The 16,174-nt window shown below is 52.5% G+C and carries 13 protein-coding genes; 4 read left to right on the forward strand and 9 right to left on the reverse strand.

The genetic code is table 11. The annotated features are described in order from the left end of the window. Positions 1-9 precede the first annotated feature (9 nt). From KOR42_RS07160 to KOR42_RS07185, 6 genes are all read right to left on the reverse strand, one after another. Positions 10-765 carry an ABC transporter ATP-binding protein gene (locus KOR42_RS07160; RefSeq protein WP_146508324.1) on the reverse strand — a complete coding sequence of 252 codons (756 nt, stop codon included), beginning with the start codon at positions 763-765 and terminating at the stop codon, positions 10-12. 307 nt (positions 766-1,072) lie between these two features. Beyond that, positions 1,073-2,410 carry an ABC transporter permease gene (locus tag KOR42_RS07165; protein ID WP_231740744.1) on the reverse strand — a complete coding sequence of 446 codons (1,338 nt, stop codon included), beginning with the start codon at positions 2,408-2,410 and terminating at the stop codon, positions 1,073-1,075. Between the two features lie 95 nt (positions 2,411-2,505). Then, entirely contained in the window at positions 2,506-3,204 is a 699-nt protein-coding gene (locus tag KOR42_RS07170) for an ABC transporter ATP-binding protein (RefSeq protein ID WP_146508329.1), read from the reverse strand. A gap of 168 nt (positions 3,205-3,372) precedes the next feature. Next, a complete protein-coding gene (locus tag KOR42_RS07175) occupies positions 3,373-5,151 on the reverse strand; it encodes an EF-hand domain-containing protein (RefSeq protein ID WP_197440944.1) in 1,779 nt (592 codons plus the stop codon). Further along, positions 5,084-7,780 carry a TolC family protein gene (locus tag KOR42_RS07180; protein WP_146508330.1) on the reverse strand — a complete coding sequence of 899 codons (2,697 nt, stop codon included), beginning with the start codon at positions 7,778-7,780 and terminating at the stop codon, positions 5,084-5,086. Before KOR42_RS07180 ends, KOR42_RS07175 begins: the two co-directional genes overlap by 68 nt. A 3-nt stretch (positions 7,781-7,783) precedes the next feature. Next, positions 7,784-8,512 carry a MarR family winged helix-turn-helix transcriptional regulator gene (locus KOR42_RS07185; protein ID WP_146508332.1) on the reverse strand — a complete coding sequence of 243 codons (729 nt, stop codon included), beginning with the start codon at positions 8,510-8,512 and terminating at the stop codon, positions 7,784-7,786. A 158-nt stretch (positions 8,513-8,670) separates the two neighbouring features. Between KOR42_RS07185 and KOR42_RS07190 the strand changes: the two genes are divergently transcribed. The 3 genes from KOR42_RS07190 (at position 8,671) to KOR42_RS07200 (ending at position 11,527) form a co-directional block, all read left to right on the forward strand. Further along, complete coding sequence (locus tag KOR42_RS07190) at positions 8,671-9,000, forward strand: hypothetical protein (protein ID WP_146508334.1); 330 nt, start codon at positions 8,671-8,673, stop codon at positions 8,998-9,000. A 284-nt stretch (positions 9,001-9,284) separates the two neighbouring features. Then, positions 9,285-10,727: a hydroxysqualene dehydroxylase HpnE gene (hpnE, locus tag KOR42_RS07195; protein ID WP_146508336.1), complete on the forward strand. Its 1,443-nt coding sequence runs from the start codon at positions 9,285-9,287 to the stop codon at positions 10,725-10,727. Then, positions 10,724-11,527 carry a class I SAM-dependent methyltransferase gene (locus KOR42_RS07200; protein WP_146508337.1) on the forward strand — a complete coding sequence of 268 codons (804 nt, stop codon included), beginning with the start codon at positions 10,724-10,726 and terminating at the stop codon, positions 11,525-11,527. Before hpnE ends, KOR42_RS07200 begins: the two co-directional genes overlap by 4 nt. A gap of 103 nt (positions 11,528-11,630) precedes the next feature. Here KOR42_RS07200 and KOR42_RS07205 read toward each other — a convergent pair whose 3' ends face one another. After that, positions 11,631-12,308 carry a response regulator transcription factor gene (locus KOR42_RS07205; RefSeq protein ID WP_146508340.1) on the reverse strand — a complete coding sequence of 226 codons (678 nt, stop codon included), beginning with the start codon at positions 12,306-12,308 and terminating at the stop codon, positions 11,631-11,633. A 520-nt stretch (positions 12,309-12,828) separates the two neighbouring features. Here KOR42_RS07205 and KOR42_RS07210 point away from each other — a divergent pair. Next, positions 12,829-14,328 (forward strand): AI-2E family transporter, encoded by a 1,500-nt coding sequence (locus KOR42_RS07210; protein ID WP_197440946.1) that lies wholly within the window; start codon positions 12,829-12,831, stop codon positions 14,326-14,328. Positions 14,329-14,484: 156 nt separating this feature from the next. Here KOR42_RS07210 and KOR42_RS07215 read toward each other — a convergent pair whose 3' ends face one another. Both KOR42_RS07215 and KOR42_RS07220 read right to left on the reverse strand, forming a co-directional pair. Continuing rightward, entirely contained in the window at positions 14,485-14,763 is a 279-nt protein-coding gene (locus KOR42_RS07215) for a hypothetical protein (protein WP_146508344.1), read from the reverse strand. Positions 14,764-14,929: 166 nt separating this feature from the next. Continuing rightward, positions 14,930-16,000 (reverse strand): Gfo/Idh/MocA family protein, encoded by a 1,071-nt coding sequence (locus KOR42_RS07220; protein ID WP_146508346.1) that lies wholly within the window; start codon positions 15,998-16,000, stop codon positions 14,930-14,932. Between the last annotated feature and the right edge of the window lie 174 nt (positions 16,001-16,174).

Below are 16,174 nucleotides of genomic sequence, written 5' to 3' on the forward strand. Positions count from 1 at the left end.
GATGATTCGTTATTCAGTCAGGGAGGGAACTAAAGAGGGGCTGTCAGTTTCCGTTGCGTGGAAAAAGATCTGTTCCAGCGTCATTGAATTTTGATGGCTCACAAAGGAATCTTTGAGTTCATCCAGGGTTCCGCAAAATCGTTGTTGTCCGCTCTTCAGAATCAGCACGTGTGTGCAGAAATCTTCGACCATGGCGAGCAGGTGCGAACTGATCACAATTGCCGCTCCTTGTTCTGCTCGAATCCGAATCGATTCTTTCAGCTTGCGAATTCCGTGCGGATCGAGGCCGGTCATCGGTTCATCCAGCAGTATGACTTCCGGCTCATGAAGATACCCACAGATGATGGCCAGCTTCTGCCGCATCCCGCGTGAGAGATCTGAAGCACGAGTCGTTTTCTTCGAAGCGAGTTCGAACGTCTCAAGAAGTTGGGCAGCTTTCTCAGTGGCGTTCTCGACGTTGTAAACGCTGGCTGTGAAGGCGAGATGCTGTTCGACAGTCAGGTCGGAGAACAAAGGTGGATCGTCAGGGATGTAGCAAAGCCGCTTCTTCGCTTCGATCGGGGCTTTTTCGATGTCATACCCGCAGACCGATAAGTGTCCGGATGTCGGGACGACGAGACCACACAGGGATCTCAACGTGGTCGTCTTTCCTGCTCCGTTGGGGCCGATCAAGCCCAGCACTTCTCCCGGTTTAACGGAAAAGCTGAGTTGGTCAACGGCGAGTAATCCATCATAGACTTTTCGGAAATCTCGAATCTCGATCACAATACGTCTCGAATGGGAGGGGGCGACGCGGGGGAGTCCCTGATGATCGATCGTTCGAAGTTGGCTTCGGACTCATCATCGATGGCATTCAACAACTCGTGCGAGCCACGCAACTTTCATCGAAAGAAGCGGATTCAGGCGAGTTGGAAGCAACCGTGACGATGGTCTCTGAATCAACTTCAGTGATCATCAAGTTCTGGAAACCTAGCTGACGATTCCGTGGCCTGAATGCGAAACGTGAAATGCGCATCGGCGAGCGAGAACTCAATGTCCGGTTGTGACGTATTTGCCGAAGAGAGCGGTGGAATCACTCGTGTCGGAGAGCTTCGATCGGATCGAGTCGGGCAGCCGAACGGGCTGGGTAGACACCGAAGACGAGGCCGGTCAGCACTGAGAATCCAAACGCAACAGGCAGAGACCAGATGGCGATTTGCGGAGTCATGTTGAGGAACATCTGACTCATGTCCGACTGAGCGGTCGAGGACTCCATGATGTAATTTTCGACAATAAACTTGATGAAGCGAAACGCAATTGGCGTTGCGAGCCCGAGAGCCACTCCGATAATCCCGCCAGTTCCTGAGAGCACAATTGTCTCGACGAGAAACTGCTGAGTGATGTCGATTCGCCGGGCTCCGAGTGCACGACGAATTCCGATTTCACGAGTTCGTTCGGTCACTGTCGCGAGCATGATGTTCATGATCCCGATTCCGCCTACAAGCAGACTGATCCCGGCAATCGATCCGAGAACCACGTTGAATATGTTTCTCAACTGCTCTGCCTGTTTGAGCAATTCCAGTGGAACGATGACATCCACATCACCTTTTACGCCGTGGTTTTTGTCCATCGTTTCGCGAACCATTTCGGCGGTCGCGATGATGACATCCGGTTCATCGACAATGTTTGGGTGATTGATCTTGAGAGTGATCTGATTGTAAACCAGCGAAACCGCGCTGAAGCTCCCAGAGGTTCGCTTGATAATTGTGTCTTTGTTGTTGATTCGAGACTGGAACGTGTCCAGCGGCATGTAGAGGTCTTTGTTGTAGTCTTGACCAGAAAGACTTCCCCCGATGGCTGCGGACGCTGTGCGTTCTTTGGTCACGCCAATGACCCGATAAGCTCGGTTGGAAATTTGAACCGTTCTACCGAGTGGGTTTTCGAGCGGGAACAGTCTCGTCGCGGTATCTGAGGCAATCACGACGACATTGGCCAGCTTTCGCATGTCTTCGTCAGAGAGGAATCGGCCCATCACCATTTCCAGGTGGTTCATGTCCTGGTATTCCGGCGTGCAGCCGACAATTCGAGGATTCATCTCGAATTCTCGATTTCGAACGTTCAATGTGACTTCTCGGACTGGAACGATTCCTTCCAGTCGCGGAACGGTTTTTTGCAGAACCCGAAAGTCGTCACGGTTTAACCCATATCGTTTGATACTTCCCGAACTGCTGCCGCTACTGCTGTCTTCGGGAGGTTCAACACTGACGACGATAATGTTGCTCGCTCCGAGCTGAAGAACCTGCTCCTGAGCCTGTTTACTCGCCCCTTCTCCAATCGCCAGCATGGCGATCACGGAGAAGACCCCAAACACAATCCCCAGCATCGTTAAGCCTGACCGCAATTTTTGCAGCATCAGGCTTTTGAGTGCCATGTTAATTGTACGAAGGAGATTTGGCATGAGGCTTTGAGGGTGAGAAAGTCGGGTTGGCAGGAAGTCTCTCCTCAAGTTGAGGAGACCGAGGCAGCTTATCCTTTAAAGATTCCGGTACCCGCGATGAGCCCGTCTTTCATGAAAATCTGATTCTTGGCTTGTTCGGCGACTTCGTCTTCGTGCGTCACCATAATAATGGTACGCCCTTCCGCATTGAGCATCTTCAGCATCCCCAGGATTTCCTCACCCGTTTTCGAGTCGAGGTTTCCGGTCGGTTCGTCAGCCATGATGATGGCCGGGTCGTTGATCAACGATCGCGCAATGGCAACACGCTGCTGCTGCCCCCCGGAGAGTTGGTAGGGACGGTGGTCGGTTCGTTCACCAAGCCCAACCATTTTAGCGAGTTCGTTGCAACGGTCCTGGTCTTCAGGCGTGATCGCTGGGTAGCCGGGACGATAGAGAAGCGGGACTCCGATGTTCTCAAGAACGGTGTATTGAGCGATCAGGTTGAAGGACTGAAAGATGAAGCCGATCAAGCTGTTTCGAATCGCAGACAGTTCATCGTCCGTGAGTGTCGCGACGTTCTTCCCACTCAGAAAGTATTCTCCCTTTGTGGGCCGATCGAGCCCCCCCAGAAGATTGAGCATTGTGCTCTTTCCACTTCCGGAAGATCCCATGATGGCAAGGAAATCCCCTTTCGGGATGTCCAGTGAAACACCATTCAGCGCTTTCACAACGACGGAACCGAGGTCGTAGTGTTTATGCAAATCGACGAGTTTGGCTGTCAATTCCATCGTAGATTGGTATTTCTCGGGGAAGTCTGCATGGGACTTCTGGATTGAGGTCAAATCGCGACTCAAACGCCGCTGGGTGAAGGCAGGTTTCTGATTCGCAGGGACTCGCAGAACTGTGACTGGAGTGTCGATCTCTGCGAGCCCGTGAATCTTTATTCAGATGCGACTTCAACTACCGGGACGACCGGCTGCAAACTCTTCTTTCGAAATTTTGCCGTCTCCGTCCTTATCCAACGTGGAGAAGTTCGATTTCAGACGATCCGGGGCTTCTTCCTGGCTAATCTGCCCGTCCCCATCTTTATCGAGTCGCTTGATGATGGCGGAAGGATCACCACCTCCGGGAGGACCACCAGCACCTTCGTTATTCCGTGGAGGTTTTTCACCGCCTGCTTTATCCCGATTCGGCGGTCCCGCCTTGTCTTCACTGTTGCCGAGCGGAGAGCCTTCGTTGGCGGTGTCTTCATCTTTCTTCTTGGACAAGTCCGCTTCCAGTTCTCCAATCTCGTCAGCGAATTGGCTACGAGGATTCATGACGACGTTTTCGTCTTCTTCAAGGCCATCGATGATTTCCACATGGGACTGGTTCGAGAGACCAATCTTCACTGATCGCCGTTCGACTGATCCGTTCGGCTTAACAACGTAGGCAAATTGCTGGCTGGCGATGGACAAGATGCATTGAACGGGAACTTGAAGCACTTTGGGACGATTGTCGACCAGAATCTCCACTTGAGCCGTCAGGCCCGGGCGAAGTTTCATGATCTTTTCAACTTCGTCATTCAGGTGAATCTCCGTTGCGTATTCACGAAGATCAGTGTTGGGCCATTGACCGGCCATTGGAACTGACGAGACAGTTGCGACCACGCCGTTGAAGTATTCATCAGGATAGGCATCGATTCGAATACGAGTTCGGAGCCCTTTTCGAACCGCTCCAATGAGCGATTCATGAATCCGGCAGTCGACTCGCATTTGAGTGACATCTGGCAGATTGATGATCGCCTGACGTTCGCGAATTGTCGCCCCTTCTTCGATGTTGACCGGTTCGCTGGAACGGCGGCTGGACGACATGTTGGCGTAGACCACTTCGCCATTTTGCGGTGCGGTCAGAGTACAGGCTTCGATCTGTTCAAGGTTAAGTTCATATTGCTCTTTCTCAACCTGATATGTCAGTTTGGTCGCTTCGACGTCGGTTTCGTACTGAGTCAACGCCGACTTGGCCTTCAGTTTGACACGTTCGAGTTCACGCTCGAATTCTTTCGAATTGGCCTGAAGCTCAGCAACTGTCCGTTTTCGAGTGTACGCGGTCAAAACCTTGTAGGCTTCTTCTGCCCCTTGAAGCTTCAGTTCAGCCTGTTTGACAGCGAGCTTGGCAGCTTCAAGGTCATCCTGCGTTCGATAGCCCTTTTTGACCTGTTCAAGAGTGAAATCGTAAGACTCTTCGTTCCGCAGCAGTTCTTCTTCCGCGAGCAGAACAGCCCCTGCGAGTTCTTTTTCCTCTTTCGGATATTGCCCTTCGATGTAACTTTCGAGGTCCAGCTTGGCCAGTTCCCACTGGAGTTCCGCAGCTGCAATATCACTCTCGTTTTGCTTTTCCTGGATCTTCAACGCTTCAAGCGCCTGCTCCATGGAAGCTTTCGATTGGGTCACGGTGATCTCCTGCTGCTTTGCTTTTTCTCGCAAAACAGAAGAGTCGAGAACGCAAAGCACGTCCCCTTTTTTCGCCAGTGTTCCTTCCGGGACGATGCTGATGATCGTCGTTGAACCTTCGACCTGACTGGAGAGCGTGACGTTGCTCTGACTGTCGAGGTTACCCTGCACGCTCAGGCTGACAAGGAACGGCCCACTGACCGCCTTGGTCGTTAACAGGTTGCTCGGGATTCGACTACTCGACGACATCCAGGGGAGGAAGCTGAACAACTCCGGTTTGAGGGTCTTGGCTGCCAGTGCCACCCCCCCAACTCCCGCCAGGATCAGACCAAGTAGTATCCAGGGCGTTGTCTTGCCGGTTCTCGAAGCCATTTTGGTTCTCACGAAAGGTGTTGTCGATGTTTCGGTAGACTTCGTCGTTCCAGATTCCATCAGGACCGATCTCCATGATACCCATATCTCGGTAGATGTTAATTCGATTCTGCTCGTAATTCACCCAGTTTCGAATGAGTTGGTTTTGAGCAGACAGAATCGAATTCAAGGCACGGGTCAGGTTTTGTCCTTGCAAACCGCTGGATCGGCTTACCGTCGCTCGTGGATCACGAGGTTCGTTTAGTTCCGCAATCGCACTATCGTACTGCAGAGCGGCGATTCGAAGACCGATTCGAGACGTTTCCAGGTTCTGGCGAAGAACTCTTAGCTGACGCCAGGCACGTCTCACATCTTCCTTAACAAGGTCTTCTGCTAGCATATAGTCCCGACGGGCTCGTTGGTAGGCGACGAGCACACGTCGATAGGCATTTCGTTCATCAATTTGATCGAGTGGAGTGTCGAAGGCCAGCGAGGCACTCAAGACTCCCGTATCGTCTCGGAAGTCGAACGGATCTCTTCCACCCGGGTCCGTCGAGATACTTCCGTCAATTCCGACGTCCAGCACTCCGCGAAGGGCGTTGGCCACAACTTCCACGCGACGTCGTGCGTCCATCACTTCCGCACGGGCGTTCATGAGGTCCAGACGATTTTCAACAGCCAGCTGAGTCGCTTGCTGAAGAGACAAATCAAACGGAGCCACATTGATCAGTTCAACGCGTGCACTCACCTGTGGAACTGCCGCAGCTTGAATGACGGTCAAAAGTTCCTGTCGAATTTTATTCAACTCGGCGGGTACCGTCACCAGGAAATCTTCTCCCGGATTGCTGTTCAGAGCCGCAAGCAGCATGTCCATCGACTGGCGAATTGCCTGGAAGTTGCCTTCCGAACTCCGGAAATCTTCCTTGGATTTTGAGTAGTCCGCCTGAATCCGAGTGCGAAGCTCAGGAGTTTCCGCAGCAGCGAGTCGCTCTTCAATACGTTCATCAAGACTTTGCATATCCTGACGAACTGTCTCGAGGACGTTCTGCATTGACTCATCAACGAGGTCAGAAAGTGCTGTCGCTGCTTCCTTCAGGTCTTCCAGTGGAATGGATTGACCCTCGACAGCGTTCAGTTCCAACTCTTCGAAGAGGATGTCCACGAACTCTTCGACAGCGTTTTCCTGTTCGGTCAACCGGTCGTCGATCACCTCGAATGGGCTCAGCAGAGACTCATCCAGCGTGATTTCGACGTCTGGTGGTAAGCCAAGAAATATCTTGAACGAATCCAGGCCGTCCTGATAAGAACGTTCCAAAGACCGCAAATTATTGATTGAATTCGTCAAATCGAACTGCAGTTGCAAGACATCAAGGGGGCTTGACGGAGTGGGAAGTCGATTCACAAGGTCGTCGATTTTAAGTTGAAACCCCTCACCCGGCACAAGGTTTCGGAGAATTTGTTCTTCTTCTGCAGACATTGTCCCACGCCAGAAGAATCGTCCCAGCCGGTAATTGAGTTTCCCTTTCAACTCTTCCGGGATGACAAACTCGTCTGCTGGCCCGAGATCCCCGACTTCCACACGAATCTGGATGTCTTTCGAATCGCTGGTCGCCAACAGGGTTTCGACCTGTTTCGTCAGTCGAACGATGTTTCCCTGTTCGTTCCGAATCGACTGAATCGACTGGGCAAGCGAGAGATACTGGCTGACGATGTCTGAGAATAGAATCTTCCGGAATCGGGCGAGATCACGAGCCTGATAAAGCAGGTCACGCTCAGATTGCGTCAGGGCTTCCAGGTTAACCTTTCGACCCGCTCCGTTGAACAGTGGCTGCAGAATGGAGAACGACAGTGTCGATATCGACGAGGTCTGGCTTCCGTTTCCGAATGACCAAATCGTCGTATTTGCGAGCTCTGTCGCGAGTTGCGTTCCCCAAGGGAGCGATTGACTGATTCCGATGCTGTTGACGCCGAATCGTCCGAAGCCGCCACCATTGTCGAGCGACTGACTCACGCCGCCGGTCGGCTCGAGATACCGAATTCCCAGTTGGTAACGTTCGAACGTGACCGTAAGTGCTGTCAGGAACAGGTTTTCCAACTGAGTCTGGTACTCGCGGTTCTGGATTTGGGCCAGTTCCACGGATTGGGTGAGCGTCATGTCGTCGATCTTCGGAACTGGAGCGATGTACTCTCCCGTGTCAGGATCGATCATTTCGACGGTCTGACCGAACTGAGCCAGCCACTGTGGGTTTTCCACAGTCATCAGGTCACCGAACTTGTGCCAGCACTTGTAGCCTTCCCAACCGTCGACCCAGTGCATGTAAACATGTGCAGCAGGATCATCCGGAGGCAGTGGTTCGCAATCCGGATCGTACGGGTCATAGAAACGGCTTCGCGGATCGGGATCGATATCGATTCTCGGAAGCGCCCAGCGTTCATTCGTCAGGTGCTCAGTGATTGCCGTATAGGAATCAACGTCGGCCTGTTGACGCCAGAATGTCCGGGAACATCCGACTGTTGACGTTAACAATACAGTCCCGAGGACGTATCGAGACCAGTTCTTCCAACGCTTCATTTGAGACATGAGTTACGCTGCCCTCCTGGCTGCGTCAGCGGCCTGATCTTGGTGCTGAATTGTTTGAGTGATCCGCGCAAAAGTTGAATTCAGTTGAGTTAACTCGCTGTCAGAAAGAACTTGTTGCCATCTGACCAGAATTTCATCGTCGACTTCGTGTATCTGACGGACGAGGTCGCATCCTGACGGGGTCAGGTTCAGCTGAGTTTTCCGACGATCGATTTCGAGACGTGATCTCTTCACCAGCCCTTCGCGTCGTAAGCGTTCAATCAGTGTGCAAAGCGTTGATTCGGAGAGACACAGGTCCCCCGCCAATTCTGACTGGGTCCAGTTCACGGATTGTCGGTCGCCGATTTCTCTCAGGACTGCAGCTGCATTCACCGTGATGTTGAGGCGTGTCTGGTAGTTGTGGGAAAGGGAATGCTTGAAGTGCTCGACAAATCGGAGCACAGTCCCGATCTCGATTCTTTGTTGTTCGTCTTGTTGAGTAAAATTCATCCGCGTTCGCCTCGTTCCGCAATCGCGATTCTTCCACAGTGGATAGTTCGGATTGGAATGATTCGCAGGGTCAGTGAAACGCGCGAGAATTCCGATTTTGACGGTTTTTCGGGTGTCCGAATCTCGAACTTCCTCAATCGATGTTGGTCCTGTGAAGTTTCGTTCAAGTTTTTGTGACTGCGCGGCCATCAAAACCGGATTAATCGTTTCGAGCTGAACTGGTTCTGCAGTTTTTACAATCACTTTCCCGATCCCGATTTGCCTAAATTCGCTAATGCTGCATCTTTCACATGAAGGAATGTCTCCTGTGTTTCGTACCGTTGGTCACTGGGATGATCTGGATGGCGCCCGCTTCCCGACGGTACTCACCCCTCAAGCGGCAATGTGTTAGGAGTTTTTGAATGACGGACGACTTAATGGGACTGGCAGAAGCCAAAGTGGACCGACGACGCGCAGACCGACGAGTCAGTGCAGAGCGAGGTAACGCCGAGGAAGATTTCGACGGTGACGATCGACGCGCCGCCGATCGTCGAAACGGAGAACGACGCAGACAAATCGATCCCACGACTTGCGAGCGAGACTACAAGCCGGACGAAATCGAATTCATGAAGGCGATGGACGACTACAAACGTCGGAGCAATCGCCAGTTCCCGACGTGGAGTGAAGTTCTCGAAGTCATTCGCGACCTCGGCTATCGAAAAGTTGCCGCTCCATCGAGAACATACGAATAACATCAGCTGAAACAGCTTCATCCGTCTCCCGGATGATCGAATCACTGTCTTTCAAGCCCGCCTGATGCACAGGCGGGCTTTTCTGTTTGGCCAATGCCTTCATCCCGAGCGTTTGGCCTTCGGGAGACAACTCGCTATCACTACACGATTCATTCAAGATCTTCACGACATGGTGCGAATTCACTCAGCGAACTGCGTGAACGAACACTTTTGCAGAATAATTTCGAGTTGGAACTCAACTCCCAAGTGCGTGAACTGAATCTGTAGAGCAAGAGAGCCAGGTTGTGTCCGATTCGGGGAGTGTTGCCAAAAACACAAAAGTCGCTGTCATCGGAGGAGGGCTGGCTGGCATCGCTGCGGCAGCGATATTGGCTCGAGAAGGATTCCCGACGACGCTTTATGAGTCACGAAAGAGTCTCGGCGGGCGAGCCGGTTCCTACCTCGATCGACAGTCTGGAGAGGAGATCGACAACTGTCAGCATGTCAGCATGGGGTGTTGCACGAATCTGCAGGCCTTCTGTGAAATGCTTGGGTTGGAAGAGTTCTTTTCTGAAGAGCGAGAACTCGTCTTTGTTGGCCCCGAGAATTCTCAAACCACTTTCGGAGAAAGTTTCTTACCTGCTCCGTTCCATCTCACTCCATCATTTATGAAGTTGCCGTATCTCTCGTGGGCAGAGAAACGGGAATTCGCTTCGGGAATACGAGCGCTCTCGAAGACGGATCCAGCACAACTTTCAGGAGTCAGCTTCGAAGCCTGGTTAAAGCAAAATGGTCAATCAGAAAGCGTGATTCAGCGAGTCTGGCATGTTGTCCTCGTGAGTGCATTGAGTGAGTCGATTGCCCGCATTGATGCCAAGTACGCTCAGAAGGTCTTCTTCGATGGATTCCTTGCCAATCGACAGGGATGGCGGGTCCTTGTTCCGAATCGATCTTTGGCGGAAATCTATTCGAGTGCGGCACGAGAACGCATGCACGGGTTTGGGCTTAATGTCGAGTTGAATACACGACTCGAGGAACTTCAGGGGAATCAAGAACGGATTTGTGGAGCGAGATTTCGCAATTGTGAACAACTCGTTGAAGCGGACGATTTCGTCCTCGCAGTTCCGCCGCATCAGGTTGGGAAACTGGTCTCCTCCGAAGTGGCATCCCAGCTACCGATCGAGCAGTTCGAGCAAATTCAAACCGCGCCGATCACCTCAGTTCATCTATGGTTCGATCGAGAGATCACTCCGTTGAGACACTCCGTCCTGGTGGATCGTGTGGGGCAATGGCTGTTTAACCGACAAGATCTCACAGAGTTGGCCGGCGATGATGTGCATCGTTATCAAGTGGTCGTCAGCGACAGTCGGAATTTCGAATCCAAAACCAATGAAGAAGTGATCAACACAGTCGTCGACGAATTGAAAGAGATCTGGCCAGCAGCGGAATCAGCGACGATTGTTCATGCACGTGTCATTACGGAACGGCGGGCTGTGTTTTCCGCAGTCCCCGGAATTGATTCACTTCGCCCGAAGCAGTCAACAACGATCGACAATCTGTTTCTTGCCGGAGATTGGACGCAAACCGGATGGCCCGCCACGATGGAAGGAGCTGTTCGCAGCGGATTTCTGGCGGCTGAATCCTTGCTCAGAAAATACGGGCTCGATCGAAAAGTTGTCGTTGATGATCTCCCGGTGTCTCGATTGTCGCGATGGATTTTCGGAAACAGCCCAAGAAAAAGCTCATGAAAGAACGAGAAGCAAATCGTCGCGCCTGGGATCGTCTCGCCCGCGAAAACAGTCAGTTCGCACGGACAGCAACCGACGAAGAATGTGCCCAACCACTGCTGGCGCTGGACCGTCGAGGTTGGTTGCCGGGATCGGTGCGTGGCCTGGATGTGTTGTGTCTGGCGTCCGGAGGAGGGTGGCAGTCCATTCTCTATGCCGCGGCGGGAGCGAACGTGACGGTCGTCGATCTCAGCCCGGAAATGCTCAATCGAGACGTTATCCAAGCCAAGGCGAGAAATCTTTCGGTCACGACAATCTGTGCATCAATGGATGACTTGAGCGCGTTGCAGGACGACAGCTTTGACATCGTCCATCACCCCGTCAGCACTTGTTACATTCGGAATCTGCTCGGCGTTTACGAAGAGGTTGGAAGAGTCATTCGTCCGGGAGGGCTTTATATCAGTCAGCACAAACAGCCAACGAGCTTACAGATTGTGGAACGGGATCACCGCAATCGGTATGTGGTGGGAGTTTCCTATTACCATAGCGGCGAGCTTCCGGCGGTTCAGGATACGGCGTACCGAGAGCCGGGGGCTGTGGAGTATCTTCATCGATGGGAAGACCTCGTCGGCGGATTGTGTCGGGCTGGCTTTGTGATCGAGGATCTTTCCGAACCTCGACGGGGAAACCCACAAGCGAGTCCGGGAGACTTTCGACACCGGGGAATGTTTGTCGCTCCGTATGTGCGGATTAAGGCTCGTCGTCAAAATCCGGAACGTCAAGTCGCCGACGCTCCGACGCTTTGGACTCCGGAATCCTGATCGACCCTTCGTATGTCTGCGTTCACACTGCCCAATGGAACTGTGACCTCTCTTCAATTCCCGATGCCGATCGTGCAACGACATCGGGGCGAACGTCCCCGAATCAGGCAGGCATGAGGCCTTCCCGAATCGCAAAGCGGGCCAATTCCACTCGGTCGTGAATTCCGAGTTTTTGCATGATGCGATATTTGTGGCTCTCAATTGCACGTTCGGAAAGAGTCATCGTTTTGGCGACCTCTTTCACACTCTCGCCGCGAACCAGATGACGCAACACCTGAAGTTGTCTCAAGGTCAGTGTGCTCAGGTAAGACTGCGATTTGACTTGATATTCCCCGGTTTCGGGGCTGTATTCGAGACGTTCCAGGACTCGCTCAGAAAAGTACTGATCTCCATTGATGATCGAAAGGCAGCCATTGATGATGCGATTGGTGGGGTCTGTCTTCAATGCGTACCCAGCCACTCCGATCTTGAGTGCCAGATCGAGAAAAACATCCGTGATGTAATTCGTCAGAAAGGCGAGCCGGGTCGCAGGGAGGCGGGATTGTATGTGCTCGGCGACTGCGGTGGCTCCGCGTCCGGGAAGTTCGATTTCCATGATCACGAGGTCGGGTTGACGCTCGAGGATTTCAAAGAACGCGCGATCCGAATCGGCGAGGCTTGCGACGACTTCAAATTGGTTGGTCGCATGGAGTTTTTCTGTGAGGGCTTCAACGACGATCGGGTGCGGGTCGACCAGAATCACCTGACGGGGGCGGGTTCGGTTGGAGTTATTCGTGGACATGGGTGTCGATCGTTTCTATGGGCGATTAAGTGCCGGGGGAGGTGAGATTATCGGACAACTTTTCGGCGAGATGTCATGGTGACGGGATGATGTGAAGTGTGACGACAGGGTCGTGCGGAGTGAACGTCTGAATACATGTTCCTGATATTTCGTACCATTTCGAATTCTGCGGAGTCAATCACATTTTGAAAAATGCGCGATGGAAACGGCTCACCCGGTGACAGCCGGTTTTTGAAAAATGTGGTGAGACGAGTTGGTTTGGCACGCAGTAAAAGTTGTTCTTTCAACAGGTTACGGAAGGCTATTTCAATTTGTGTTACGCGGGGTGCGTGTTTTGACTGCACTTCGGTGGTGTCAGTGAAAATTCCCCGGGCGATCGGAATTTTCAACGTAATTCTCACTCGCAAGGGGAAGCACCTTCTTCATCGTTTCCTTGTCGGAGTGGGCAAAGAGACCTTATCCTCCCTCCGCAGGAGAAGAACGAACAATCGGTAATCATGAGGGCAGGTGGATGGCTTCGATGCGACGAAAAGTTTCTTTGGGGATCATCCTGCTGCTGATCGTCGCTTTCGGGATCGCACTGTTCAAAGTGGTCGCTCCGTTCTTCCTCCCGCTCTTTCTCGCCGGAATGACGGCCGTTGTCTGTCAGCCTTTGTTTCGATATTTCCTCATGCGGACAAACGACCGTGTGCAGGTCGCGGCGGGTTTGACGACAAGCGTGATCATTGCCGCGATTCTCGTTCCGCTCGTGACCGCGATCTTGATCGGCTCCCTGCAGCTGTACGTTCTCGCAGCCCATCTTGTTGATGACCAAAGACTGTTGGAAATTTTGCGGGGTGATGAAACCGTTCAAGTGGACATCAGCCTCGCTGAACAGGCCACACCAGACGCCGACGCGGCAATTCAAAGCAACCCCGAAGCCGAATCGGATGCGAACGACAGTTCCGACGATGCGTCCACTCCAGCTGACGCGGAGTCATCGGTTTCGAGTTCGGAAACTGCTGAACAGAATCAAGACGAAGCGACAGCTTCACCTGTAACAATTCAGGAAACCGTCACGAAAATCGGCACGACAGTCGGTAGTGATGTGAAGTTGCCAGCTGGGGCCGGTTCGCCGATCGCCCGTCCGGCAAGAGATTCGTTTTTCGATCGTGTTGTGGGTTGGGGAAATTCGTGGCTTCCTCCGGAAATGCGGAGGACTCCGGAGTCAGTGGCTCAGGAAATTCGCCATCGAGTCTGGATGTCGTTTCAGGATCTGGGAAATCGGTCACTCGGGCGGGCTGCGGGGACAACGTTCGGAGTGGTGACAGAAGTTCTCGGAGTCCTCGTCTCTGCCTGTATCGGGATTTTGATGTTCACAGTCGCGCTGTACTACTTCCTCTCTGATGGAAGGAGTTTGATCAAAGCGGGCGAGGCTCTCATTCCGGTTCATGCGAAGTATCAGCAGCAGCTCATGCAGCAGTTCGCACTGGTCGTCAGGTCCGTTGTTGTGGCCACGTTTCTGGCGGCATTCGCTCAAGGGCTTGCAACAACGCTAGCTCTGTGGGTCTTCGGATTCCCTCACCTTGTGATTCTCTTCCTTGTGGCAACATTCACGGCTTTGGTCCCAATGCTGGGGACCTGGCTTGTTTGGGTCCCCTGTGTGATTGTCCTGTTCAGCGGCGGTCACTGGATTCAAGGGATTCTGTTGACGATCTACGGGGCCGTCTTTGTGGGATTTCTCGACAATATTATCCGGACCTACCTTCTCAACAGTGATACGAAATTGCATCCATTGCTGGCGTTTATCAGCATTCTGGGTGGTCTTCAAACTATGGGACTCTGGGGAGTCTTTATCGGGCCGATTATCGCGTCCTGTCTGCACGCCCTGATCAAGATCTTCAATCACGAACTGGTTGAACTGAATCAGGAAAACGAGAGCCTGGGTTTGAAGAAGCCAGAGACGCTCAAGAACGACAGTTCGAAGTCATCCTCCGGCGCGGACATTGAATCCAAAACGAAAGGGACTCCTGCGAAATAGGCTGACGCTTCCGGTAATGGATCGTCGAAAGCCCAATCTTAAAGTGTTTTATGATGGCGGCGAGACAGTGTGATTTTCAGCGAGTCACTCGAGCATCCGCACTCCAGCAGCGAAAGAACCGAATTCCGGCGAACGCCGAGGAACTCTACAATTTCTTTAGTTGCTCGGCGGGTCAAGCTCGTTCTTTTGAACAGTGACCTCTTCAGGGTGTTCGAGCACGAGGTTTGCCGATTGACCGCTGACGGACATCAGTTGAAACGAAACGTTGTAGCAAACGTTGACAATCTGATGTCGCTGAAGACTGACTTTCGTCTCACGGCCGCCAGCCAACTTCTGCATCGAGAAAATAATTGAACGCGGATCGGCGTAGATCAGAAGAAGTTGAACGTCCTCGATGAGAAGTGATTGTCCAACATCACAGCTAAGTACGAGCATAACAGTGGAACCAGCCTGATCGACAATTCATCGTTTTGATCGAATCAGGTTTCCATGAAGTGCCCACAGGTGACACAAATCGATCGCTGGGCCAGCAGCGTTGCCGAACTGATTTGTCCGATTTGTGCGGAGTTCAGTCGGCGTTCGCTGCATTGACGTCTTACGTTCAGTCCGGTCGCTGTGGATCACCTGCCAAAGGGAGATCGATGCGCTGACCTTCCCAAGACGACTGATAAATAGCGAGAATCAATTCGACACTCTTGCGTCCTTCGTATCCGTCGATTTGAGGTGTCCGATCCTCCTGGACAGCTTTGATGAAGTCTTCAAACTGTTTTTGGTGTCCAATGAACGAGATGGCTTTCGGGTCCGATGCGCCGCCCGAAGTGGCACTGGATGCTCCACATTCTACCAGGATTTTTTCGTCGTCAGGATGAGACTCTTCAAAATCCCAGACGAGAATTGAATCCTGCTCGATAACGGCGGATCCTTTTGTCCCGTGGATTTCGGTCTTCTTGAGCAATCCCGGAAACGCAGACGTTGTCGCTTCGAGATTTCCGATGGCTCCGTTTTTGAAGCGGACGACTGCGGAACCGACATCTTCAACTTCGATGCGTTCGTGAGCCAGGGTGGCTGTCATCCCGCAGACTTGCGACACGTCGCCCATGAACCAGTACAGCAGGTCCACATTGTGAATCGCCTGATTCATGAATGCTCCGCCACCGTCGAGTTTCCATGTGCCGCGCCATCCGCCGCTGTCGTAATATTCCTGGCTTCGCCACCATTTGACGAAGGTGTCTCCCAACGTGAGGGTTCCGAAGCGACCGTCTTCGATGGCTTTCTTGAGTGCCAGATTTGCCGGGCTGAATCGAGAAGGAAGGATGCTTCCGAGTTTCACTCCAGACTCTTCACATGCCTGGATGATTTGATCACATCGAGAGAGTGTGATTTCAAGAGGTTTCTCAACGAGAACGTGTTTGTCTGCTTTGGCAGCAGCGACAGCAGGATCGAGGTGGGCACCGCTCGGAGTACAGATCGTGACAACCTGCACATCAGGATTCGCGAGCATCTCGTCGAGGTCGGTATACGCCTGACAACTGTTCTCATCTGCGAAGGCATTGGCACGATCGCCGACCATATCGAAGCAGGCAACAAGCACTGCATCGGGAATCGCTGCAATCGCTTGAGCATGAAACTGAGCAATCATGCCCGTTCCGACAATTCCGAACCCAATTGACATCTGCGGTCGATCTCCTGAACGGATAAGTAAATTGATTCTGACGACTGATTATTGATTGATTCATCTCAGCAGGTCCGTCGAACTCCGTCAACGGAGCCGGTCGACAAATCTCTGATCCGTTGAAGAGAAGTTTCCGGATCGGCATGTTCTTCGCTCGAAGCAAACTTTTGGAAA

The sequence above is a fragment of the Thalassoglobus neptunius genome (genome assembly GCF_007859735.1).
Classification (GTDB): Bacteria; Planctomycetota; Planctomycetia; order Planctomycetales; family Planctomycetaceae; genus Thalassoglobus; species Thalassoglobus neptunius.